At 58.7% G+C, this 22,989-nt stretch carries 22 protein-coding genes; 13 read left to right on the forward strand and 9 right to left on the reverse strand.

Annotated elements, in window-relative coordinates:
• Nucleotides 1–473 precede the first annotated feature (473 nt).
• The 9 genes from ABR989_RS15805 to ABR989_RS15845 all read left to right on the forward strand — a co-directional run bounded on the left by ABR989_RS15805 (nucleotide 474) and on the right by ABR989_RS15845 (nucleotide 11,225).
• Nucleotides 474–1,178 (forward strand): PTS sugar transporter subunit IIA, encoded by a 705-nt coding sequence (locus ABR989_RS15805; protein ID WP_428130281.1) that lies wholly within the window; start codon nucleotides 474–476, stop codon nucleotides 1,176–1,178.
• Between the two features lie 3 nt (nucleotides 1,179–1,181).
• A complete protein-coding gene (locus tag ABR989_RS15810) occupies nucleotides 1,182–3,155 on the forward strand; it encodes a proton-conducting transporter transmembrane domain-containing protein (protein WP_428130282.1) in 1,974 nt (657 codons plus the stop codon).
• Nucleotides 3,156–3,158: 3 nt separating this feature from the next.
• Entirely contained in the window at nucleotides 3,159–4,070 is a 912-nt protein-coding gene (locus tag ABR989_RS15815) for a respiratory chain complex I subunit 1 family protein (protein ID WP_428130283.1), read from the forward strand.
• Between the two features lie 4 nt (nucleotides 4,071–4,074).
• Nucleotides 4,075–4,728 (forward strand): hydrogenase, encoded by a 654-nt coding sequence (locus ABR989_RS15820; protein WP_428130284.1) that lies wholly within the window; start codon nucleotides 4,075–4,077, stop codon nucleotides 4,726–4,728.
• Complete coding sequence (locus ABR989_RS15825) at nucleotides 4,725–6,197, forward strand: proton-conducting transporter transmembrane domain-containing protein (protein WP_428130285.1); 1,473 nt, start codon at nucleotides 4,725–4,727, stop codon at nucleotides 6,195–6,197. The genes ABR989_RS15820 and ABR989_RS15825 overlap by 4 nt, the downstream gene beginning before the upstream one ends.
• Before the next feature lies 1 nt (nucleotide 6,198).
• Nucleotides 6,199–7,704, forward strand: a complete 1,506-nt coding sequence (locus tag ABR989_RS15830; RefSeq protein WP_428130340.1) for a hydrogenase large subunit — start codon at nucleotides 6,199–6,201, stop codon at nucleotides 7,702–7,704.
• Nucleotides 7,705–7,713: 9 nt separating this feature from the next.
• The gene (locus tag ABR989_RS15835; protein WP_428130286.1) at nucleotides 7,714–8,526 is read left to right on the forward strand and encodes an NADH-quinone oxidoreductase subunit B family protein; all 813 of its coding nucleotides are present in this window, start codon (nucleotides 7,714–7,716) and stop codon (nucleotides 8,524–8,526) included.
• A gap of 84 nt (nucleotides 8,527–8,610) precedes the next feature.
• Nucleotides 8,611–9,740 (forward strand): IS3 family transposase gene (locus ABR989_RS15840; RefSeq protein WP_428130287.1). Its coding sequence is split into 2 segments (ribosomal slippage): nucleotides 8,611–8,872 and nucleotides 8,872–9,740, totalling 1,131 coding nucleotides; the frame shifts between segments, so codons are not numbered across the junction.
• A gap of 513 nt (nucleotides 9,741–10,253) precedes the next feature.
• Nucleotides 10,254–11,225: an aldo/keto reductase gene (locus ABR989_RS15845; protein ID WP_428130288.1), complete on the forward strand. Its 972-nt coding sequence runs from the start codon at nucleotides 10,254–10,256 to the stop codon at nucleotides 11,223–11,225.
• A gap of 115 nt (nucleotides 11,226–11,340) precedes the next feature.
• Here ABR989_RS15845 and ABR989_RS15850 read toward each other — a convergent pair whose 3' ends face one another.
• Nucleotides 11,341–12,393, reverse strand: coding sequence for an amidohydrolase family protein (locus tag ABR989_RS15850; protein WP_428130289.1), 1,053 nt, complete (start codon nucleotides 12,391–12,393; stop codon nucleotides 11,341–11,343).
• 270 nt (nucleotides 12,394–12,663) lie between these two features.
• Here ABR989_RS15850 and ABR989_RS15855 point away from each other — a divergent pair, with 270 nt between their 5' ends.
• Nucleotides 12,664–12,864: a hypothetical protein gene (locus ABR989_RS15855; protein ID WP_428130290.1), complete on the forward strand. Its 201-nt coding sequence runs from the start codon at nucleotides 12,664–12,666 to the stop codon at nucleotides 12,862–12,864.
• A gap of 21 nt (nucleotides 12,865–12,885) precedes the next feature.
• On the opposite strand, the gene ABR989_RS15860 is transcribed toward ABR989_RS15855, so the two are convergent.
• The 4 genes from ABR989_RS15860 to ABR989_RS15875 form a co-directional block, all read right to left on the reverse strand.
• Nucleotides 12,886–13,416 carry a flavin reductase family protein gene (locus ABR989_RS15860; protein WP_428130341.1) on the reverse strand — a complete coding sequence of 177 codons (531 nt, stop codon included), beginning with the start codon at nucleotides 13,414–13,416 and terminating at the stop codon, nucleotides 12,886–12,888.
• A gap of 129 nt (nucleotides 13,417–13,545) precedes the next feature.
• Nucleotides 13,546–13,812 carry a hypothetical protein gene (locus ABR989_RS15865; protein ID WP_428130291.1) on the reverse strand — a complete coding sequence of 89 codons (267 nt, stop codon included), beginning with the start codon at nucleotides 13,810–13,812 and terminating at the stop codon, nucleotides 13,546–13,548.
• A gap of 293 nt (nucleotides 13,813–14,105) precedes the next feature.
• Nucleotides 14,106–14,771, reverse strand: coding sequence for a hypothetical protein (locus ABR989_RS15870; protein WP_428130292.1), 666 nt, complete (start codon nucleotides 14,769–14,771; stop codon nucleotides 14,106–14,108).
• Nucleotides 14,768–16,045, reverse strand: a complete 1,278-nt coding sequence (locus tag ABR989_RS15875) for a DNA modification methylase (RefSeq protein ID WP_428130293.1) — start codon at nucleotides 16,043–16,045, stop codon at nucleotides 14,768–14,770. Before ABR989_RS15875 ends, ABR989_RS15870 begins: the two co-directional genes overlap by 4 nt.
• Before the next feature lie 44 nt (nucleotides 16,046–16,089).
• Here ABR989_RS15875 and ABR989_RS15880 point away from each other — a divergent pair, with 44 nt between their 5' ends.
• Nucleotides 16,090–16,470, forward strand: a complete 381-nt coding sequence (locus ABR989_RS15880) for an integrase core domain-containing protein (RefSeq protein WP_428130294.1) — start codon at nucleotides 16,090–16,092, stop codon at nucleotides 16,468–16,470.
• A 115-nt stretch (nucleotides 16,471–16,585) separates the two neighbouring features.
• On the opposite strand, the gene ABR989_RS15885 is transcribed toward ABR989_RS15880, so the two are convergent.
• The 4 genes from ABR989_RS15885 to ABR989_RS15900 all read right to left on the reverse strand — a co-directional run bounded on the left by ABR989_RS15885 (nucleotide 16,586) and on the right by ABR989_RS15900 (nucleotide 20,165).
• Entirely contained in the window at nucleotides 16,586–17,497 is a 912-nt protein-coding gene (locus ABR989_RS15885; RefSeq protein WP_428130295.1) for a hypothetical protein, read from the reverse strand.
• The gene (locus ABR989_RS15890) at nucleotides 17,497–18,174 is read right to left on the reverse strand and encodes a hypothetical protein (RefSeq protein WP_428130296.1); all 678 of its coding nucleotides are present in this window, start codon (nucleotides 18,172–18,174) and stop codon (nucleotides 17,497–17,499) included. Before ABR989_RS15890 ends, ABR989_RS15885 begins: the two co-directional genes overlap by 1 nt.
• Before the next feature lie 649 nt (nucleotides 18,175–18,823).
• Nucleotides 18,824–19,474 carry a TetR/AcrR family transcriptional regulator gene (locus ABR989_RS15895; protein WP_428130297.1) on the reverse strand — a complete coding sequence of 217 codons (651 nt, stop codon included), beginning with the start codon at nucleotides 19,472–19,474 and terminating at the stop codon, nucleotides 18,824–18,826.
• A gap of 517 nt (nucleotides 19,475–19,991) precedes the next feature.
• A complete protein-coding gene (locus ABR989_RS15900; protein ID WP_428130298.1) occupies nucleotides 19,992–20,165 on the reverse strand; it encodes a hypothetical protein in 174 nt (57 codons plus the stop codon).
• 40 nt (nucleotides 20,166–20,205) lie between these two features.
• Between ABR989_RS15900 and acsA the strand changes: the two genes are divergently transcribed.
• Entirely contained in the window at nucleotides 20,206–21,969 is a 1,764-nt protein-coding gene (gene acsA / locus ABR989_RS15905) for an acetate--CoA ligase (protein ID WP_428130299.1), read from the forward strand.
• 72 nt (nucleotides 21,970–22,041) lie between these two features.
• Nucleotides 22,042–22,974: a pyruvate dehydrogenase (acetyl-transferring) E1 component subunit alpha gene (gene pdhA / locus ABR989_RS15910; RefSeq protein WP_428130342.1), complete on the forward strand. Its 933-nt coding sequence runs from the start codon at nucleotides 22,042–22,044 to the stop codon at nucleotides 22,972–22,974.
• Nucleotides 22,975–22,989 lie beyond the last annotated feature (15 nt).

Consider the following 22,989-nt stretch of genomic DNA (forward strand, 5'->3'; position numbering starts at 1 on the left):
CACATTGAGCTGCTCAAGCTCGGCATCCAAGTCAGCCAAGCGACCGTCGCGAAGTACATGGTGCGAAGGCGAGGTGCGCCTTCCCCGACCTGGCGCAGCTTGCTGCGGAATCACGCCGAAGGCATCGTTGCGATCTATATGTTTGTCGTGGCGCCGTGATGACTTCCGTTCGGTTGATCCGGAAGAAGGTTCCGTCGTTTTAGGGATTATGTTTGACAAGGTTGCTAGATTACGTCAAACTGCTTAGAAATACCATGAATTACCTTGTTGGGTAGGATACGGAGCGGAGCGAACTGCCGACAGAAACAGCTTAATGCCTGGTCTGTCACGTATGACTGCCTCGCTTGCGTAACGCGGTCCGCGGCGCGGTGCGACTGCTGAAGCCGGGCAAGGGCTGAACTCTTCTTTGAAACTTGCGGCGCGGACAGAGCTACGGCCGCAACCAGCGTGCCGCACGATGGAGACCGGTCCTTATGCAATTGAACGTCAGGGAAGTGTCGAAACTGCTAAAGGTGTCCGAAAAGAAAGTCTATGACTGGATCAAGCGGGGAATCCTGCGAGCCGACCGGGTCAATGATCAGTACCGATTGCATCGCAGCGATCTGCTGGAACGGACGTCGTCGCGCGAAATAGACATTCCCGCGCAGATCTTCGAAGCTCCCTCTTCTACCGGAATTTCTGTCCCTCGATTGGCCGATGCGCTCGATGCGGGTGGCATTTTCTATGGCCTGCAGGGCGACGATAAGGCGGCAGTTCTAAGTGCAATCGTGAACAGTCTGGCGCTGCCGTCAAACACCGATCGAGAATCGCTGGCGCAGCTCCTACTGGCGCGCGAGGCACTTGGTTCAACCGCGATCGGCGAGGGCATCGCCATCCCTCACGTCCGCAGACCAATCTTGTTGAACAACTCCAGTCCAGCGATCGCGCTGTGCTTTCTCGAGACGCCGGTTGATTTCGGCGCTTTCGACGGCCAGCCGGTCTTCGCTATTTTCCTGCTAATCAGCCCAACCGCCCGCATGCACCTTCATCTGCTGTCGCGTCTTTCATTCGCATTGCACGACTCGCAGCTGAAGGCGGCTCTCGTACGCCGGGCGGCGCGCGACGAAATTCTCGCCCAGTTTGAGCGCGTGGAGCGCGCGTTCAAGGAACCGCAGATCGAAACCGAGGATCATGCCTGAATCATGTCGACGCTGCTGATAGCGGTACTGTCCTTTGGCGCCGGCGCAATAGGGGCACTGGTCTTCGCAAATCGTGGACGAGGATCGACGATATGCGGAGTAGGCGGAATCCTGATCGGCTGCCTGTGCGGAATTGTTCCCGCTGTGCGCGTGGTGCTTGGTGAACCGTCACAGTCAATCCGGATGGCGTGGGATGTGCCCTACGGCAGCCTTTTCCTCGAACTTGATCCGCTGTCGGGCTTCTTTCTGATTCCTGTTTTCGTGCTGTGCGCACTGGCTGCGATATATGGCGCAGATTATCTGGAGGCCTACCGCGGCAGGAAGGCGCTTGCCACGCCGTGGTTCTTTTTCAATCTGCTCGTCGCCAGCATGGTCGTGGTCATTCTCGCTCGTAACGGCGTCCTATTCCTGATGGCGTGGGAAATGATGGCGCTGTCCTCATTCTTCCTGGTGACCTACGAAGACGAAAAGGAAAGCACGCGCCAAGCCGGATGGATATATCTTGTCGCCAGTCATATCGGCACTGCTTTTCTGCTCGTGCTATTCATACTGCTCGGCAGAGCAAGCGGGTCTTTGGATTTTGATCGGTTCTCGGCATCCTCGGGTGCCGGACTTCTGTTCGTGCTGGCGCTGGTCGGATTTGGAACCAAGGCGGGCTTTATCCCGCTGCACGTATGGCTTCCCGAAGCGCATCCAGCGGCGCCGAGTCACGTCTCCGCCGTGATGTCGGCGGTCATGATCAAGACCGGCATCTATGGCTTGGTTCGGGTCATGATGCTTCTGGGTGCCCCTCAGGCGTGGTGGGGATGGGTACTGTGCGGGATTGGCCTCTCTTCCGGGGTCATTGGCGTCCTGCTCGCGCTGGCGCAACATGACCTTAAGCGCCTGCTTGCCTACCACAGTGTCGAGAACATAGGCATCATCGCCTTGGGGCTGGGGGTGGGAACACTCGGACTGCGCGCGGGCCTCCCGGCAGTGGCGGCCATGGGTTTCGCCGGCGCCTTGTTGCATGTCCTGAACCACGCGCTTTTCAAGGGGCTGCTCTTTCTAGCCGCTGGTAACGTTGTGCATAGCGCTCATACCCGCGAGATCGACCACCTCGGAGGTCTGCTGCGGCGAATGCCACGTACCGGCGCGATCTTCCTGATTGGCGCGGCGGCGATTTCAGGTCTCCCGCCGCTAAACGGCTTCATCAGCGAGTTTCTGATCTATCTCGCGAGCTTCAAAGGAGCGCTGACCCTCGATGGCGTCAATAGCGTGCCGATGCTGGCTACGATCGGGGGACTTGCATTGATCGGAGGCTTGGCCGCGGCCTGCTTCACGAAGGCTTTCGGTATCGTTTTTCTCGGTCAACCGCGAAGCGAGCACGCCGAGCAAGCACACGAAGTCGGGCTTGCCATGGTGATCCCCGGGGTCGTATTGGCGGCCGCATGCATATTGATCGGCCTGCTCGGCGCCAGCGTAGTGTACTCGATGACTCCGCTGATTTCGGAAGTGACAGGACTGTCGGCGACGATCGTGCGTACAAGCCTCTCGACTGCCGCACACTCCATTGCGTTGGTGAGCATTACCAGTGGGGCGTTGGTCGGAATAGCTACCCTTCTCGCGATAGGCCGCGCGATCGCACTTTCCAAACGATCGGTCTCCACAAATGTGACCTGGGACTGTGGCTATGCCGAACCGTCGCGGCGAATGCAATATACCGCATCGTCGTTTGCTCAACCTTTAACAGACACCTTCGATTTGCTGTTGCAGACACACCGCGTTGTGATTGCGCCGCGTGGCTTGTTTCCGAAGGAGGCCAGTCTTGCCACGGAGACTCCCGATCCATACCAGGAATACATTTTTCGGCCGCTGTTCCGCGCTATCGGCCGCGACCTGTTGCTGCTGCGACCGCTGCAACAAGGGCAGGTTCAGCTTTACATATTGTATATCGCCGTCACGCTCCTCCTGCTTCTGCTTTGGCAGCTGGCGTAACGCATGAGTCTGCGATCGACATTACCATTGATGCTTGCGATGGTGCTCGCTCCCCTCATTCAGGGAGTTATTAATCGCACCAAGGCCGTCGCCGCCGGTCGTGTCGGCCAGCCGCTCTTGCAGACCTACCACGACCTTTGGAAGCTGCTACGAAAAGGCGCCGTATATAGCCAGACGACTACGTGGGTCTTCCGGGCGGGACCAGTAGTGGGTCTTGCGGCCATGATCTGCGCCATAGCGCTACTTCCTTTCGGAGCTTTTCCGGCGCTTGCGCCATTCGCGGGCGACCTCGTGATGGCCGCATATCTTTTGGCGCTGGCCCGGTTCTTCACGGTCCTCGCCGCGCTCGATACCGGTTCCAGCTTTGAAGCAATGGGCGCCAGCCGCGAAGTCACATTCTCAGCGCTCGCCGAACCCGCCCTCTTTCTGGGATTGGCTGCGTTGGCCCGGCAGACTGGAACTCTTTCGCTTACTTCCATGCTCGGATCGGTTTCTACCGCCATGTGGATGCGGGCCGCGCCGGCGCTGGGTCTGACTATTGCGGGTCTGGGTGTCGTGTTTCTTGCGGAGAATGCTCGTATCCCTGTGGACGATCCCACCACGCATCTCGAGTTGACCATGATTCATGAGGTTATGGTGCTCGACCACAGCGGTCCTGATTTCGCGATGATCCAGTACGCAGCGGCGCTCAAAATGTGGCTGCTGGGCGCAGTCATAATCGCGATCGCCGTCCCCTGGCATTCGGGCAACCCTTTGCTCGACGGCGGCTGCGCGATCGCCGGGATGTTCGGTCTGGCGGTAGTAACCGGGATCATCGAATCTTCGATGGCGCGTTTGCGGCTGCTTCGCATAACGCAACTGTTGGTCGCCGCCATCGTGCTGTCCGGTCTGGCTCTGGCGCTGGTTCGAAGATGAAGAGATGAACCAGTTGGTAAACGCAATTCTGGTCTTCCTGGTGCTAACCGGCTTTCTGCTGCTGGCATCGAGCCGGCTCGTCGCCTGTATCCGCGCCGTTGCAATTCAGGGAATACTGCTAGGTCTCCTGGCCATCGCCGCGCAGGATGGACACCCATCCGTTGTTGGCGTGCTGCTTCCGCTTACCAGCGCCGCGGTCAAGGGTTTCATACTGCCGTGGCTAATAGTTCGAGCCATGCGCGACGCTGACACCGTCCGCGAGATCGAGCCGGTCATCGGCTACAACCTATCGGTGATTATCGGAGCGGTAGCACTTGGGGTTTCGCTGTGGCTGGGTCAGCGCCTGCCCCTTCCCAACCAACCCACTTCGTTCTTGTTGGTGCCCGCGGCGTTCTTCACGTGCCTGGTGGGCCTTGTACTGCTAATCACACGGCGCAAGGCAATTACCCAGGTGCTAGGCTACCTGACTCTGGAGAACGGCGTGTATGCATTTGGGGCCGCAGTTGCGTTGGAAATGCCCATCCTCGTGGAACTGGGTATTCTGCTTGACGTCTTTGTTGGAGTGTTCGTGATGGGCATCGCGATATTTCATATCAGTCGCCAGTTTGATCATATTGATACCGGCCGGCTCGTAACTCTTTCCGACCGGGTCCCATGATCCTGTTAGTGATATTGATTCCGGCACTGGCGGGTGCGGCGGCATTCTTCATCGGGTCAGATCCGCTCCGCCGCGGGCTTCTTGTGTCCACTGCGCTCGTGCAATTCGCATTGAGCGTTGCAACCTGGATACTGCCGCCTGCGCCCGCTCTTAGCGGTTGGCTGGCCGAAGACGCACTGGGGCGGCTGTTCCTGACGCTCACCAGTCTACTCTTCCTGGCATCAAGCTTTTACGCGGTTGCTTACCTGCGCGGAGAGCGCGGTGAGTCGCACTCGGATTTCGAGGAAGGGTTTCTTTTTTCAAACGCACGCGAGGCGAGCTTCACGGGTTGTCTCCTTCTCTTTCTTGCCGCGATGACTCTGGTCACCCTGAGCCAGCATCTGGGACTTCTTTGGGTGGCGGTCGAGGCAACCACCCTGGCCAGTGCTCCACTGATTTACTTCCATCGGCATCATCGCTCACTTGAGGCGACGTGGAAATATCTGCTGATTTGCTCGGTTGGGATCGCGTTGGCGCTGCTGGGGATTTTCTTCCTTGCGGTAGCTGCGACTAGTCCCGGGACCGCCGCCGTCTCTTTGGTTCTGAAAGATCTGCTTTCTGACGCGCCGCACTTGAATCCTCTCTGGCTGAAAGCGGCGTTTGTGCTCATGCTGGTCGGCTACGGCACCAAGATGGGGCTCGCCCCGTTTCACACCTGGCTGCCCAACGCCCACAGCGAGGCGCCTTCAGTGGCGTCGGCGTTGCTTTCCGGCGCTCTGCTCAATTGTGCGTTTCTCGGGATTCTCAGAATCCATCAAATCTGTGTCGCGAGCGGTCTAGTTGATTTCAGCCAGCGGCTGCTGCTCGTTTTCGGCCTGCTCTCGATGGCGGTAGCTGCCATATTCATCACCGGCCAGGTTGACTACAAGCGCATGCTTGCATACTCGAGCGTCGAGCATATGGGCATCCTGGCGGTGGGCGTGGGACTGGGTGGTGCAGGGCTGTTCGGATCGATGCTCCATGTGATCAATCATTCGCTGACCAAGGTGATGCTGTTCATGGTCGCTGGCAACCTGCTGGCTGTTTACCATACGAAGACTGCGAAAAATGTCTCCGGAGCTTTGCAGGTCTTGCCGGTATCCGGACTGCTGTGGGTGTTAGGCTTTCTTGCGATCACAGGCTCGCCGCCATTCGGCCCGTTCCTGAGTGAATTCACGATCCTGAAAGCCGCGCTGGATCAGGGCCGGTCTTTCGTCGCGATTACTTATCTGATTCTGTTGGCGATCATTCTGGCGGGAATGGCTACGCCCGTGCTTGAAATGGCACAGGGAACTCCGCGCGAAGATATCATTGTCCCGGCAGGCCGAGGTGTTGCGCTGAGCGCAGTCCCGGCGATACTCGGCGCTGCAATTCTGCTAATGGGCATCTACGTTCCTCCGGCCCTGAGTCGGACAATCCATGAAGCCGCGCGCCTGCTTGGTCAGCGTTGAAATGGTGACTCCGCTTTCATCATTTCACACTGGCGAAGCAATTCCGCTTCGAGAGATTCCCAATCTTTCGATTGCCGAGTTCAGAACCGCGATTCTCTCCGCGGTGAGCAGTACCTGCAGCCTGGCAGCGCTGTTCGGGATGCCTGGCGAGAATGGCCATGTTCGACTGATCGCCGTCGTGGCTGATTCGGTGACGAATAGCCTCTCGATCCTCAGCACCAAAGTCGACCAGTCGTACCCATGCCTGACGCTCGAATGCCCGCAAGCTCATTGGTTCGAGCGTGAAATCGCCGAGCAGTGGCAGGTTCGTCCGGAAGGGCATCCTTGGCTGAAGCCGATTCGATTTCACGCGCCCTATAGGTCTGGCAACAGCTTATCTTCAGCACCAGTTCCGGGTGTAACTGATTTCTTCGCGATGGCCGGACCCGAGGTTCACGAAGTCGCGGTAGGCCCCGTGCATGCGGGAATCATCGAACCCGGCCATTTCCGTTTCCAATGTCATGGTGAGGATGTTTTTCATCTGGAGATATCGCTTGGCTACCAGCATCGGGGGGTCGAACGGGCACTCGTGGGAGGACCCGGCAAGCGAACAATCCATCTGGTGGAAACGCTATGCGGTGATACCTCGATAGGACATTCGACTGCGTATTGTGAAGCAATCGAAGCCTTGGGCGGTGCTGCGATTCCAGCCCGGGCGCAAGTGCTGCGTGGGGTAGCGCTGGAGCTCGAGCGTCTTGCAAACCATACCGGCGACCTAGGCGCGCTGGCGGGAGATGTCGGGTATCTCCCGACCGCAGCGTATTGCGGCCGCATTCGTGGAGACTTCCTCAACTTAACGGCGGCACTATGCGGAAGCCGCTTCGGCCGGGGGTTGATCAGACCTGGCGGGGTCGGATTCGATGTGGGTAAGCCTCTTGTCGCCGAGCTACAGCAGCGGTTGGAAGCGGCCTTGAAGGATGTCGAGGACGCGCTCGCACTGCTATGGAGCGCAGCATCGGTCCAAGCGCGTTTCGAGCACACCGGGACGATAACGCGAGAAACATGCGAGGCGCTTGGGCTGGTTGGTCCCGCGGCGCGCGCCTGCGGGGTTGAGCGAGACATCAGACAAGACTTTCCCAGCGGCATCTTCAGATTCGCGCAGATACCTATATCCAAGTGGCCTAGCGGGGACGTCTTTGCGCGGGCCTGGTTGCGATGGCTTGAAATTCAGCATTCGGGCGCATTCCTGGGAGAGCAGTTCGCCTCCGTGCCCGACGGACCTATACTGTCGCCGGCAGGGCCGCTACTCGGCGATCATCTTGTAGTGTCTTTGGTCGAGGGATGGCGCGGAGAAATTTGCCACGTCGCGATCACTGACGCAGACGGGCGCTTCGCACGTTATAAGATAGTCGATCCCTCGTTCCACAATTGGATGGGATTGGCGATAGCAATGCGCAATCAGCAAATCTCCGATTTTCCTCTGTGCAACAAGAGCTTCAACCTCTCCTATTGCGGTCACGATCTCTGAGGATAGCCAGTGCCGAGCTTGATACTCACTCGACTGCGTCAGGGCAAACGCACGTTGTCATTTCCCGAGACCGAACCGGTTCTACCGGAGCGATTCCGCGGTCTGCCCATGCTGGATCAGGCACGATGTCCTTCCGGTTGCACGAGTTGCGCGGATGCTTGCCCGACAGATGCAATTACCAGCAACGGAGATTTGCAGATCGATCTCGGTCGCTGTCTGTTCTGCCCCGAGTGTGCCAACGCATGTCCCGAAGGAGCGATCCGTTTCACTTCGCAATATCAACTCGCGGCCAGCAATCGGAATGATTTGGTCTTGACCGAAGGAGAAACGCTGCAACTAGCGGGTCGTCTAGCTGAACAGACCCACCGGATCCTTGGCCGGTCTCTCAAACTTCGACAGGTCAGCGCCGGTGGATGCAACGGATGCGAGGCTGACGTAAATGTTCTGAATACCGTAGTGTTCGACCTCGGCAGATTCGGCATTCAGTTTGTGGCGTCCCCACGCCATGCAGATGGACTTCTGATTACCGGTGCCGTCACTCAGAACATGCGCCTGGCCCTTGAGAAGACCTACCAAGCCGTGCCCTACCCGAAAATTGTAATCGCGGTGGGCGCTTGTGCAATTTCAGGCGGTCCATTTCGCGATCATCCCGAGGTTCTCAACGGCTCAGACAGCATCGTTCCGGTGGACCTTTACGTTCCTGGCTGCCCGCCACACCCTGTGACAATCCTTGACGGCCTCTTGCGCCTCGTCGGGAAAATTAAAGAATCTCGAGCTACACCCCAGGTCGCCGCCGTTTTGAAGCCGAAAGAAACAGGGTGACCCAAAACCCGAAAACTAGGACAGCGATAAGTTGAGGCATTGGCGTTTGGTGTGGTCCTCTGAGCACGAGGAAGGAGGACCAGGATGTCGAAGCGAGGTCACACGGAAGAGCAGATTCTGCGGGCGCTGCACCAGGCGGAAGGCGGCACTAGGGTAAGCGAGCTGTGCCGCGAGCACGGCATCAGCGAAGCCACGTACTACGTGTGGAAGAAGGAGTACGCAGGCTTGGGACTGAGCGAGCTGCGCGAGCTCAGGCAACTGCGCGGGGAGAACGCGAAGCTCAAGCGGCTGGTGGCGGATCTGTCGCTGGACCGGCACATGCTGCAGGAGATCGTCCGAAAAAAGCTGTAAGGCCTCGTCACCGGCGCGAGTTGGGGCGCTGGACGCAAGCCGCCTTTGTGGTGAGCGAGCGTAGGGTGTCGAGGCTGTTGCCGATCCAACTGGCAACGCTGCGTTATCGGAGTCGCAGGGACCCGCAGACAGCATTGAGGATGCGGCTGCGGGAACTGGCCGCCAGCCGGGTGCGTTTCGGCTACCGGCGTCTGACGGTGCTGCTCAGGCGGGAGGGCTGGGCCGTGAACGCCAAGCGCATCTACCGGCTATACACGGAGGACGGATTGGCAGTGCGAACCAAGCTACGAAGGAAAATCGCACGGCGCCAACGAGTTCCACTCCAAAGGGCGACTCGACCGCACGAGCGCCTGAGCATGGACTTCGTCAGCAACCGGCTGCTCGACGGCCGCTGGTTCCGCGTGCTGACCATGGTCGACCAGTTCACCCGAGAGTGCCTGGCATTGCTGGTCGACAGTTCGCTAACCAGCCAGAAGGTAGCATTGGCGCTCTCCGAGATCGTCGCCGAACGCGGCGCGCCGGTCTCGATTACAGTCGACAATGGCACCGAGTTTCAGAGCAAGGCGATGGACGTGTGGGCATACCAGCACGGGGTCCAACTTGACTTCATCCGGCCCGGCCGGCCCACCGAGAACGGATACATCGAGTCGTTCAACGGTCGGCTGCGCGATGAATGTTTGAACGTACAGGTATTCTTTAGCGTGGCGGATGCGCGCGACAAGCTCGAGCGATGGCGGCAGGACTACAACCGGGTCCGTCCGCACAGCGCACTCGGCGACAGCACCCCGGAGGAGTTCGCCAACGCTTGGCAAACCGCGGCGGCGACCGCGTCTTCGGACGGTTTGCAAGAGGGTCTCAGTTGAGCTACTGGAGGTTTCAAACTGCCGGAAACACCGGCGCTAACCGACCACGCCAGGTCGATTTCTCAACTCCTGGTGGTAGTAGTTTCGCGGGGCGGATCAGCAGAAATCGCCGCCTTCGAACCGTCGTCCTAGTTTTGCGGGGCAGGTCAAAAAATGACCGACTCTACTCATGATTGGCTGGAAATTGGCGAGCAACACCAAGCACTAAGAATCCATTTGATCCCCAGTTGGAGAACCGGGTAGCGTGAGCATCTATGGATCAACTGATCTCTGCGTTGGATCGCAAGGCAAAGGACTTGGCATCTCGAGGTTCGCGCAAGAGTCCACTGCGTGGTTCAAAAGTAGTGGCGCTACCGCCATCAGCCACCGAACTTGCCCGATTACTGGAAACCTGTCGCTGCTCATAATGCCCTGTGGTGCGTGATCGTCGGAGTTTTGCGCAAGCAAAGTGACGGCGCTTTCGATCTCCCGCACTATTCCGCTATGTCAATATGAGCGTGAGGGACCTCGGTCATGGAAAAGCGAAAACTTGGTGCGCAGGGACTCGAAGTATCGGAGCTGGGCCTGGGATGCATGGGGATGTCGCAGTTTTACGGCCCGCGCGACGACATCGAATCCATCGCGACGCTTGAGCGCGCCGTCGAGCTTGGGATCAATTTCTTCGACACCGCCGACGTTTACGGCGTGGGCCACAACGAGGAGCTGGTCGGCAAAGCGCTGAAGAAATACCGCGACCGCGTGATTATCGCGACCAAGTTTGCCAACCAGGTCCTGCCCGACGGCAAGCGCGCGATCAACGGCAGACCCGAATACGTGCGCTCCGCCTGCGACGCGTCGCTCAAGCGCCTCGGTGTCGATCACATCGATCTCTACTACCAGCATCGCGTCGACAAGAAGGTGCCGATCGAGGAGACCGTCGGCGCGATGGCCGAACTGGTGCGCAAAGGAAAAGTTCGCTACCTGGGCCTGTCGGAGGCTGGCGCCAATACGATTCGCCGCGCGCACGCGACGCATCCCATCAGCGCTCTACAGTCGGAATACTCGCTCTGGACCCGCGACTACGAAGACCAGGTGATTCCGACTCTGCGCGAGCTCGGCATTGGATTTGTCCCGTTCAGCCCGCTCGGTCGCGGCTTCCTCAGCGGAAACATTCGCGAGTTGCCCGCCGACGATATGCGCCGCAGAATCTCGCCGCGTTTCGACGCCGAGAATATACAAAGGAATCTCAAGGTCGTCGATCGCATCAAGGAAATCGCCCGCGACAAGGGAATTACGCCGAGTCAGCTCGCGCTCGCGTGGGTGCTCGCGCAGGGCCACGACATGGTCCCGATTCCTGGCACCAAGCGTCGTACCTATCTCGAAGAGAATCTTGCGGCGGCCAAATGCCAGCTGTCGAAAAGCGATCTTGCCCGCATCGAGGAAGTCGCGCCCAAGGGCTTTGCCGCCGGCGCACGTTATAACGACATGAGCACCATCAACGTCTAGATAAAGGTCGCCGGTAATCACCTGGCGGAATTTAACCAATTCAATCGGCGCGTAATCGACGAGTTTCCAGGCAATGCTGGCAAGCTCGGCGGCCCCCGTCGCCACGGCGCCCGAATTACCGCGCCGGCGCCTGGCTCGGTGCCTTGGGCGTGAGCGTTAAGCGATAGAGCTGCGACGCGGTGCGCTGGAATAGCTGTGTTTTTTCGTCCCTCGTGAAACCCGCCGCGATCTTCTTGAACGCGTTCCACAGCACGACGTACGAGCATGAAACCCGGTCCACCGGGAAGTTGCTCTCAAACATGCATCGTCGCGGTCCAAACTGATCGATTGTGTGGAGATAGTAGTCCCGCGTCGCCGCCACGAGAGCGTCCGAGTTCGGCGGCGACGGCCTGCGATGCCAGCCGAATCCATTCACCGGCATGTTGATTCCACCGAGCTTGGCCACGACATTTGGACATCGCGCGAGTTCCGCGATGTTCTTCTTCCATTCGCCGAGTATCTCCGCGCGCCGGCCTTCGTAAGGACCGATTCCCAGCGGGCCGCCGAAGTGATCGAGCACGATCGTCGTATCCGGGAACGCTCTTGCAAGCTCGATCACCGCCGGCATCTGCGGATGGTACTGCCACGCCTCGAAGCTGAGACCCAAGCCGCGCAACCTGGCAAAGCCTTCGCGGAAACGCGCCGATTCGTACAAATCCGCGGGCGGGTTGGTATGCGAATTCCTCACCTCTGGACTCGCGTCGAAGCCCCCCGCGTGCCGGATGCCACGAAAACGCGCCGGTGCGGCGGCGATATGCGCCTGCAATACCGGTTCGACCGCGGCTCCCAAGGTCAAATCCGCAAAGCCCACAATTCCCGCCGCGACCCGCGTTTCGCCATATTGCCCGCTCGCGCTTTGGGCCGCGATGCCGTTGACGAACTCGGTCTCGCCGACTGGCCGCATCGGCTCCGGGCCGTCCGCGCGATACATCGAAAGGCATTCGACGAACACCGTCGCGAGCACGCGATGCCCCGACGCCGTGTCACGGACTATCTCATCGAGCATGTAGCGGCTGCCGGGATGGTCCCACAGGTGATGATGCGGATCGACTATCGGCAGTTCCGGCTCGAGTGCAGCCTCACTGACTTGCGCGAGCCACGCGTCGCGTTCCTGTTCGTTGTTCGTCACCGGGTAATTTTCTCCCTGTTCATCGTGAGTAAGACTGGCCCTCAGCTACCTCAACTAACACTGGATGTGATAGCTCGACAATCGTCACGTTGCGTGCTCGACACGGAGAATTGAAATGGATTCACTGAAAAGACTCGATCGCTCGGCTAAGGGGCGCGCCGTGCTGGTCTAACGCAGGGTCCACGTGAGGTTCCAGGCGGATTCGATCTCCAGATCGTGCGGCGGTCGTTCAGAGGCCTCTACATCGCGAATAACGGCTATGATTTGGACTTGGCCCGGAAAGCACGCCGCCGCAATCTGGCCGACTTCATCGCCTTCCGCCGACTCTACATCGCCAATCCGGACCTCGTGGACCGCCTGCGTATGGGCGCCCGGTTGAACGTTCCCGATCGAGCGACCTTCTTCGGCGGCGCCGCCGCCGGATACACCGATTATCCCTTCCTGACGGCGGCCGAGCGCGGTGCCCCGTGAGAGTACGCTTTGCGGCGACCACTATCGCATCCTCGACTTCAGCTTGATCGTCTCGCCATCGACGATGAACTTGCCGTATCCCTGATGGTGGATGGTCTTAGGATTCTTCTGTGCCGGATCTCTCCAGGCCTTGAGCACTTCGAGGACGAAGAGGTTGTATCTCTTCACGAGGCTGGTGTCGGCCACCTTGCATTCAAGATTGGCAAAACATTCGGCCACCAGAGGCGGCGCAACCCGTGCGGCCGGTATCGGCGTTAGTCCGAACGCCATAAACTTGTCGAGGTCGCGCCCCGAGCAGTTCCCAACTTTCACGACTTTGGGCGCCAGTTCCAGCGCTGGCACGGCGATCACGCATTCGCCGGTTGACCGCAGGGCGGCAAAGCTGTGATTGGCGCTGCTGACAATGCAGGCCACCAGCGGCGGCTCAAATTCGACCATCATATGCCAGGACATCGTCATAACATTGGCGCGGCCCTTGCGGGCAGTCGTGAGCAGGACCACCGGACCGGGTTCGAGCAACTGGTAGACCTTGGATAAAGGCAATTCCTTCATCATGATTGTGCCCTACTCCTGAATTCGCCGCCGGGCGTCCGAGCGTGCGGTCAGTGAAAGTCGCGCGACGAGGGCAGGGGACCCTCGAGTTTCATCTCGGCGAAGCCTGCAAATGCTGCGCGCTCCGGTTCAACGGCGATAAGCTTCCTGCTTCTCCTGGCTGAATTTGCAGCGTTCACCATTTGCAAGACCGGGCATTGTCAACTGCGCGAAAAACCGCTCTCCGCGGTATCGTTTGTTTTTCTCATCGTAGGCAATCACGAGATGGGATGTTGTGCCATAGATGTTGTGATACCTCATAGAACTGACGTCGCCATCCTTGCGATAAGTATCGAATTCTGGTTCGTAGAGAGCCGAGCCTGAAATCTGTACCCCATTCTTAATTGTTCTACTCATAAAGAGAATGTTAAGCGGAAAAGCGGACAACTCGGGCCTACGTGGTATCTCGAGGCGATGCGGAACGAATCCCGAGAAAGCTACTCACCGCATCGCTTCGCTGCTTCTTTTGTCGTCTATTCCCATAAACGAGAACTATTCTCTGGAGAGAGAAGCGTGATTACCAACGTCGGAGAGAAAGTACATCAGCGGGAATGAAAAGTCATCCGATTGGGGCTGGGGCTTCTCCGCAGCGAACTTGACTGGGTTGCGAATCGACGCGATGATTTCGAGTTCGGCGGCGCTACTGTCTGTCATAAGCCATCTTGCGCCTCATCCCTTGGTTTCGTCGCCAGAATGGTGCGCGCTAGTTCAACATCGGCCGCGCTATACGCCGGCGGCTCTATAGCTATCGGCGGCGTATCAACCACTGGCGTAGCCTGAACCTCGATGCTAGGCCCATCCGGAATTTTACCCTTAAGGAGCTTTAGAAAGTCAAGGATAGTAACGGGGCCGCGGTCTTTAGCAGTCAGCTTGTGCCGCTGCGGTGCGGCGTAGCCATTGATTTGTGCCGTGTGGCGCAGAACTTTGACTCCCGCTTCGATCGAACGCGGGTTGCCCTTGCGGATTCCGGGCTGCAGATTTAAAAACATTTCCTCGCAGCGGGCGGAATCGAGCTTGCGGGACTCCCTCACCGCGAGCGATGGCTCCCGCGCCACCGCCTTCTTGAATGCTTTGTGGCAGGCCTGCCGAGAGATCTGAAAGTCAGGCGGGAACGTCACGCCGTCGGCGATCGTCACGATCGCCTGTGCCTGGCGACGCCCGACGCGGGTGATCTGTTCGGCGATCGCATCGAAAGATAGCCCCATGCGCTTGAGGTGAATCGTCTCGGCCTCGACCCATCGAGCCCTCAGAACCGCTTCTGACACGACCACCGGCTGTCTCGCACCCCGCCAGGTTCCATTCGGATGGCGCTTCATCGATGATCCGCGAGCTCCGGCTTGAGACCGAGGGCGGCCATTCGCTCCAGGACTACCGCGACGAACGGCGGTGACTTTTCAATCGCATAACATCGGCGTCCCATCTGCTGCGCGGCGACCAGTTGCGAGCCGCTACCGGCGAATGGTTCGTAGCAGACATCGCCGACACCGGTATGCAGTTCCATTGGCAGCGCAAAGAGTCTGCAGGGCTTTGATGTGGGATGAGCGTCGGTCTCGACCTCGGAGCTTGGGACATTCCAAACGGTGGTCGGAAACTCCCCCGCCCGCTTGCTGACCTCCGTTCGGAATACCTTTGGCTTCTCACCCCTGATCCAGCCGAACAAGCATGGTTCGTGCTGCCAGAGATAAACCGAGTAGGTCAGCACCGCCCGGGTCTTAACCCAAATTATCTGTTGATGCACGAAAGCGCCGAACTCGGTCCAGACACTCTCCACCATCGCGTGGCGCTTGCTCGCGTGCCAGCAATACCAGGCCGCATCCCGCTTGATCGCATGCTTGATAGCCATATTGATGAAGCCGCGATAGAGCTCGACGCCGGCCTCCTCGCTGTTCTTCACGTCGGCGCTCTTTGCTTCGACGTATTGGGCCGACCAGTCCTTGTCCCGATTTGAGGCGCCCCCGTTGGCCCAGCTCTGGGGGTGCGAACCCCCGGTATAGCCGACCGCATACGGCGGATCTGTTGCGAAGAGACCCGCCCGCTCGCCGTTCATCAGCCGCATCACGTCCTCGGCGTTGGTCGAATCGCCGCACAAGAGGCGATGGTCGCTGATCTGCCAGAGTTGACCTGTGCTAGTGCCCCACTTTTTCTGCAGCTCGGCGGCCTGGTCGAACTGCGCCGGGGGCTCGAACGTGTCTTCAGGGTGAATAATCCGCCATACCTGTTCCCCGGCGGTACGTCTCAGGAGGCTTTCGACGGCTTCGCTGTCGGTCCGGACGGTCTGTAGAAGCGCCGTGATCCGCTCGGCGTCCGACTCCGCCATTGCAGCCAGCGGATCTAACGTCAGCAAAAGCTTGTCGGATTCCTTTTCATCGAGATCGAGCACAAGAACTGGAACTTGTGCGTCCGGCGTCGTCTCCGCGCGGAGGTGACCATCGATGAGCATGAGCTTACCGTCGGGTAACTCGCGGACGAGCAAGGCGTCGGCATAGCCGATCTCATCAAGAAGCCCGCGTAGTGCGTCGACCTGTAGCTTCGGATGTCGCCTCCAGTTTTTTGGATTCGGCAGCAGATCCTTCGCAGGGACACGGCGCAACTCGCGAATCCGATCTCTGATTTGGATGCGATCGTTCGCACCAGGTGACTGACGCGTTTCCCTGGGACGAAGCGCCACGTCACCTGATTCGCGACCGCGACGGGGCCTTCGGCCCAACCTACACCCGCCGCATTCGTGCAATGCGAATCCGCGATCACCCGACGGCGCCACGCTCACCTTGGCAGAACGGCTACGTTGAGCGCCTAATCGGATCGATCCGCGGCGAATCTCTCGATCACCTCATCGTGTCCGACGAAGCACAGTTGCGTCGCGGTCTGAAGAATTACGCTTCCTATTACAATCAGGTCCGGACGCATCTATCACTGGAAAAGAATGCGCCGAATTATCGGTGGCCGCAGAAGCTCGGCGCCATCGCAAGCATCTCAATTCTCGGTGGGCTGCATCACCAATATGTCAGGGTTTAGCTTTTGACTAAGCACAGCCGCCAACCTACCCGATTTCATGCGACCTGTTACCCAGATCGCATTTTCGATAATGACAGCACGCTGTGAAAGTCCTTTTTTCAACCTGCTTAAGACCTTATAAGCCCGTTTGTATCCAGTTCGTCCCGTTACAGCGAATAGCACAATGCGTGGTTCCGCCACTGGTAGCTGTAGCTCCTAGCGAACACGCTGCCGTTGAGTTTGATTCCGTTTGCATTTCGCCTTCAACAGAAGGAGCACAAGTACCAAAAGTTGCCAGCGGTTGCGCGATGCCCGGGATAAGTATTCGATAGAGCGGCTTGAACGCTACAAGGTCGGCTACCCACTGCGCTGATGATCTCATAGCTGCGGTTTCTGTACCTGTCGCGCCTATTGGGTATGCCCAAGCCTGCGTCGCAAGGTTCCGAAAGTTCGCAGGACCGCTATACGCATAGTCGTTCTCAACGGCGACCCCCATGTTGGAGGGTTGTGTCCAAGTTCCCGACCCAAGGCTCGCATAAAAAGCCATAAAGTAGTCGCCCACCTCAGTCGTCATGACTCCGCTTGCCGTCAGCGTCGTGCCGTTCCCGCTGTTGTGGGAAGCCACGTCCACGGCCGACACATTCGAGATCACGTAGGTCCTGATGTCATAGGGTACTGTGACAAACCAACGAAACCTGTATGGCAAGCGTTCATCCGCCTGGAAGGTGCGGTAATAGAGCACCTGACATAGCCCGTCTCCCTCGGCCTCTGTATTCGAGATGATTGTCCAACGGTAGTCCGCCGTGGCCCAAGCGCAAGCGGTTGAGCTTCCGAGGATAAGCTGGACCACGCCGCCCAGGTTTTGCAACGCCGGTGGATTCATTCCCAGCGCAGCAAATCCTATCGACGCAGCACTCCCATTGCCGGACCAGGTCGCAACGAGAGAATCCTTTCCCGTGAACGATGAGCCACCGATAAATTGTGCCTGTGCTGATGTGAAACGCATCAAGAGCACTAGAACGATTCCCGCCAATATTTGTGGTTTCACTAGTTGATAGGAATCTCCTCATTATAGACACTGTTCCATGTTGCGTAGGCGGCTGCCGAGTTGCCGGGATTTATGTAGCACACATGGCCTGTAAACACGCGCAATGCAGGATCACTCCAAGCAATCATCTGTACCTGAAATTCAGTACACCCTCCCGCTGGAACTTGAGCGGGAGCGGTCTGCGCGATGGCCGAGGGCCAGTCCCCCACCGTGTTACAACGAAACGTCGCAAGCGTGGTGATCGCATCGAAATTGCAGAACTGGATGACGCCCGATTGGATCTCATAATAGCTGACAACACCGTTGCCTTCTGGCCCAAAAAAACCTCCATTATCACCAAAGACTCCTGTCTCAGTATTGGCTGGAAGAAAAAGGGCTTGCACTGAACTCGCATTACCCGGGTGATCGCCTATGTTCGTACCGGCGCCCTGAATTGTAGGAGCAATCTGCTGGATACCGGAGCGAGACAAATATATCCATTTCGATAGCACATCGTCATACTGAAATAGAATGTTTTCAGCCGAATTGGGAAAAGAGAGCGGAACGAAGGTATTCGCAGAGTTAGTGCTGAAGTTCTGGAACAGGAACATACTGCCCCAAGTCGGGATGCGGCCCCCGGTAGAATCCTGGGTTAGTCGAATTGTGAAGTATTGGCCGGCTAAGGCACCCAATCCCATCGTGATCTGCTGAGTGTCTGTCAGGGTAAGCCTTCCGATACTGAATCCAATGGGGCTGCATGTCCAAACATTTGATGCCAGCGTGCAAGCATCCTTGGTAGCACTCAGCGGGGTTGGCGCCGGGTGGCCAGTCTGAGCCAGGACTGGTCTTATAAGTACACAGAATAGAAGGACGGTCAGCCTAAGTATTTTACGCATGGTCCAAAAAGCGGCCCATCATAGACCCTCCTTGGGGCAGGCGTCATCCGCCAGAAAACCCGCCCCTCGCGGGCTTCGTGACTGAGGGTCATCGTCGGAATCAGGCGCCTATTGTCGAAATGGTTTAACAGAGAGTCGCGCGACGGACAAATGGCGAACAGAAAGACTCAGCGCGGCTCCGGCCGTTTCGACTTCGGCGGCCCGGTCAGGATTGGAATTTAGTTCCCCGATTTCGCCTCTAGCACCCGAAAGACCACCATCATCGTAGGCGGTTTTGACGAGCCGCCAGCCCTCGCCCGTCTGGCCACATGTTCGGGCAGCTACTGGCGATGCTTTTCCCGCCGATGCTGCCCGGAGTGGCGGTTCTAATGCGCGTCTACAGTCCCGATCTGAATTGGTGATAAAGAGCGAATCCCAATACGCGTCGACGAATAGCCATTTCTCCACCGTCTCAGCGTGGCCGGAGCTCCCGAATCTTCGGAGTATGAGCGGTTGCTTTCGAGGAAAAGTATGCGGCCAGAATCGCTTGCGCCGTTCTGGCGAACTCGGCTACGTCGGTTCGTTCATCCCATGCCTGCTGAAGGATCAGCCCATAGAACATGGCAATCAGAACACGTGCCGCGGCCTCAGGATTCAGCGTTCTTGGCAACCGTCCGCCGCCCTGAGCTTCTGCGATTGCATTCGACAGCAGCTTTAGCGGCTGATTGATCCCGCGTCGGATCAGCGTGAGAACCTTCGGGTTGCAGAGAGCCTCGGCCCACAGATGGATCCCGAGCCGGCGCTCCTTGCGAACACTGGATGCGGTAAGCAATTCGGAGGAAAAGCTTCGGAACAGCTCGCGAAGAGACGCGGCCCACTCGTCTCGATTCAGCGCCGCTTCGATGATCCGCTTCTCTCGTTCATGCCGCTCGTCAGCGAGCGTTTCGATGATTTGGTCTTTGCTCTGAAAGTAGCTGTATATTGCACCAGCGCTCAAGCCCGCCTCCCGGATGATGTCTTCCATAGTCGTGCGCTGAAAACCGTCGTGCGCGAAACACTCAATCGCCGCGTCCAGAATCTGCCGCCGGCGATTTTCTCGATGAGCTTCACTTACCTTTGGCAACTCGTCTCCTCCTGTTTCCGAACCTCTGCGATTGCGACATGGTAGAATTCATAGCCCTTCATTTTGTCTTTGCTTGCGCCCATGCAGAGAGCTCCGTACTCGGTCGCTCCGAGATCCTGCTTCAGCTCAAGGCCGCGCGCGTGTAAGTACGACGGAAGCTCTGTGGGATAGAAGCCGAACGTCCATGGCTCTCCCGCGCGCTGCAAATGTCGAATCACGTTGGGACTCACCGAGAAGGCGCCGGAGCCATCCAGCAGCCCGCGATGTATGTATGTGAACGCAATCTGGCTGCCAGGCGCATCGATGGACTCAGGAACATCGCGGCGAATTCATCGGTGAAGAGCCTTTCCTTTGGTGGGCGGCCGGATTCGAGCGTTCGAAACATGGCCATCGATTGGGCGGTGCGGCTTGCTTGACTGTCTTTCATCGTGACACTATAAAAAACGACGCTTCATTCTTTATTATCAGAGAAGTTAGTAGCATGCCATCATGGGAACGGCGGCACGACCGTTCAGGTTCAATTCATCCCCGAACACCTCGCCACGTAGTCGACCTGCCGCTTGCGATTGCCCTTCTTGCTGAGATCCCGGCCATTGAGCAGCAGAGCAAAATAGCGTGCCGCCATGGTAAGCTCGCAAAGATCGGTGAGCAGAGGGACCTCGTTTGAATCGAATCTCAGGTCGATTGGCATATCGGTCCTCCATCAGATCCCCCAGGAGAGTCAATCTTTAATGATCTCCGAGACCATCGAAAAGCCGAAGCGCGGATGGGCGGTCGCCCCGAATCTGCTCGATTACGAGAAAATCTGCGCCGGATTTTCGTGGGACGCGGCCCGGGGCGAACTCGACGGCCTGCCCGGCGGGCGCGGGTTGAACATCGCGCACGAGGCGATCGATCGTCACGCGGCCGGTGCGATCCGCAATCACCTGGCGCTGCGATGGATCGGCAAGGGCGGCGAGACGCGCGATTTCTCGTATGCCGACCTGCGGCTGCTCACCAACCGTTTTGCGAACGTGCTGCGGCGTCTCGGTCTGAGCAAGGGCGAGCGGGTGTTTATCCTCGCCGGGCGTATTCCCGAACTTTATATCAGCGCGCTCGGGACGCTGAAAAAAGGCAACGTCTTCTGCCCGCTCTTCTCCGCCTTCGGCCCGGAACCGATTCGTCAACGGATCGGCATCGGCGATGGCCGTGTGCTGGTGACCACGGTCCTGCTGTACAAACGCAAAGTCGCCGACATGCGCGCCTCGATACCGGGGCTCAAGCACGTGCTGCTGATTGGCCGCCCCGAAGAAATTCGCGCGATACCACGCACCGAAGATTTCCATCAGTTGATGAACGACGCGAGCGACGATTTCGAGATCGCGCAGACCGATCCCGAGGATCTCGCGCTGCTTCATTTCACCAGCGGAACCACCGGCAAGCCCAAGGGCGCGATGCACGTCCATCAGGCTGTCGTGGCGCATCATATGACCGGCCGCTTCGCGCTCGACTTTCATCCCGACGATATTTTTTGGTGCACGGCGGACCCCGGATGGATCACGGGTACGTCATACGGAATCATCGCGCCGCTCACCAATGGCATCACCAGCATCATCGATGAGGCGGAGTTCGACGCGGAACGATGGTACGCGTTGATCCAGAAGCAGAAGGTCACCAACTGGTACACCGCGCCGACCGCGGTTCGCATGATGATGAAGATCGGGACCGAGGTGATCAGCAAATACGATCTTCGCCATCTGCGCTTCATCGCGAGCGTCGGCGAGCCGCTCAATCCCGAAGCGGTGATATGGGGGCAGAAAGCGTTCGGCCTTCCGATTCACGACAATTGGTGGCAAACGGAGACCGGCGGCATTATGATTTCAAACTTCGCCGCGATGGATATTCGCCCGGGCTCGATGGGGCGCCCGCTTCCCGGCATCGAAGCAGGCGTAGTGCGCCGCCTTAAGGACGGCGCCATCGAAGAGATTCGCGAAGCCGGCGTCGAAGGCGAACTCGTGTTGCGGCCCGGTTGGCCGTCGATGTTTCGCGGTTACCTCAATGAAGAAGAGCGTTATCGCAAATGCTTTGCGGGCGGATGGTATCTCACAGCCGACCTCGTGCGGCGCGACGGCGACGGCTACTTCTGGTTCGTTGGACGCGCCGACGATGTCATCAAGTCGTCGGGTCATCTGATCGGGCCGTTCGAAGTCGAGAGCACGCTGATGGAGCATCCTGCGGTAGCGGAGGCGGGCGTCATCGGCAAACCGGACCCGATTGCCGGTGAAATCGTGAAGGCATTCGTCTCGCTCAAGCCGGCGTTCGTAGCGAGCGACGAGCTTCGCAGCGAGCTACTCGGCTTCGCGCGCAAGCGGTTGGGCGCGGTGGTCGCGCCCAAGGAAATCGACTTCATCGCCAACGTGCCGAAGACCCGCAGCGGAAAAATCATGCGCAGACTGCTCAAGGCGCGCGAACTCGGCCTTCCCGAGGGCGACATCTCGACGCTGGAGAGTTCGTAGATCGTGGCGTTGCAACCAACCATCGCGACACCAAACCTTGACGCCGGGCACGCGATCGCCTTGCTGCGCGACATGGTCCGCATCCGCCGCTTCGAAGAAAAAGCCGCCGAGCTGTACAGCGCGTCCAAAATCCGCGGATTTCTCCATCTATATATCGGCGAGGAAGCCGTCGCGGTCGGCGCGATGCGCGCGCTGAGGCCGGAAGACGCTGTCGTCGCGACCTATCGCGAGCATGGACATGCGCTGCTGCGCGGCGTTTCGGCCGACTCGATCATGGCCGAGATGTACGGCAAGCAGGAAGGATGCAGCCGCGGGCGTGGCGGCTCGATGCATCTGTTCGACGCGGCGACGCGATTCTACGGTGGCAACGCAATCGTCGGTGGCGGGCTGCCGCTGGCGATCGGTTTCGCGCTGGCCGACAAGCTGCAACATCGCCAGCGCGTGACCGCATGCTTCTTCGGTGACGGCGCTGTGGCCGAGGGCGAGTTTCACGAATGCATGAACCTCGCGGCGCTGTGGAAGCTCCCGGTCCTGCTGTGTTGCGAGAACAATCTCTACGCGATGGGCACGGCGCTCAAGCGCGCGCAGTCGCAAACCGATCTGAGCCTGAAAGCGGCGGCATACGAAATTGCCTCGTGGCCGGTCGATGGGATGGACGTCGTCGCGTGCGAGGAAGCCGCGCAGCGAGCGGCGCTCGCCGTGCGTTCCGGCGAGGGGCCGTGCTTTCTCGAATTCCGGACTTATCGCTTCCGCGCGCACTCGATGTACGATCCGCAGCTTTATCGCGACAAGCGCGAAGTCGAGGAATGGAAGAAACGCGACCCGATCGCGACCTTTCAGAATCGTCTGACAACACAAGGCGTTTTGGATGACGCGAACATGAAGCGCATCGAAGATGAGGTCGCATCAGAGATCGAAAAAGCGATCGCATTCGCCGAGTCCGGCACCTGGGAGCCGATCGAAGACCTTACGCGTTTCGCGTACTCGGGAGAGAAGCCGACGTGAGCCCGGACGCGCAGA

Source organism: Binatus soli (SeqCode) (assembly GCF_050015535.1).
GTDB classification, from domain to species: domain Bacteria; phylum Desulfobacterota; class Binatia; order Binatales; family Binataceae; genus Binatus; species Binatus soli.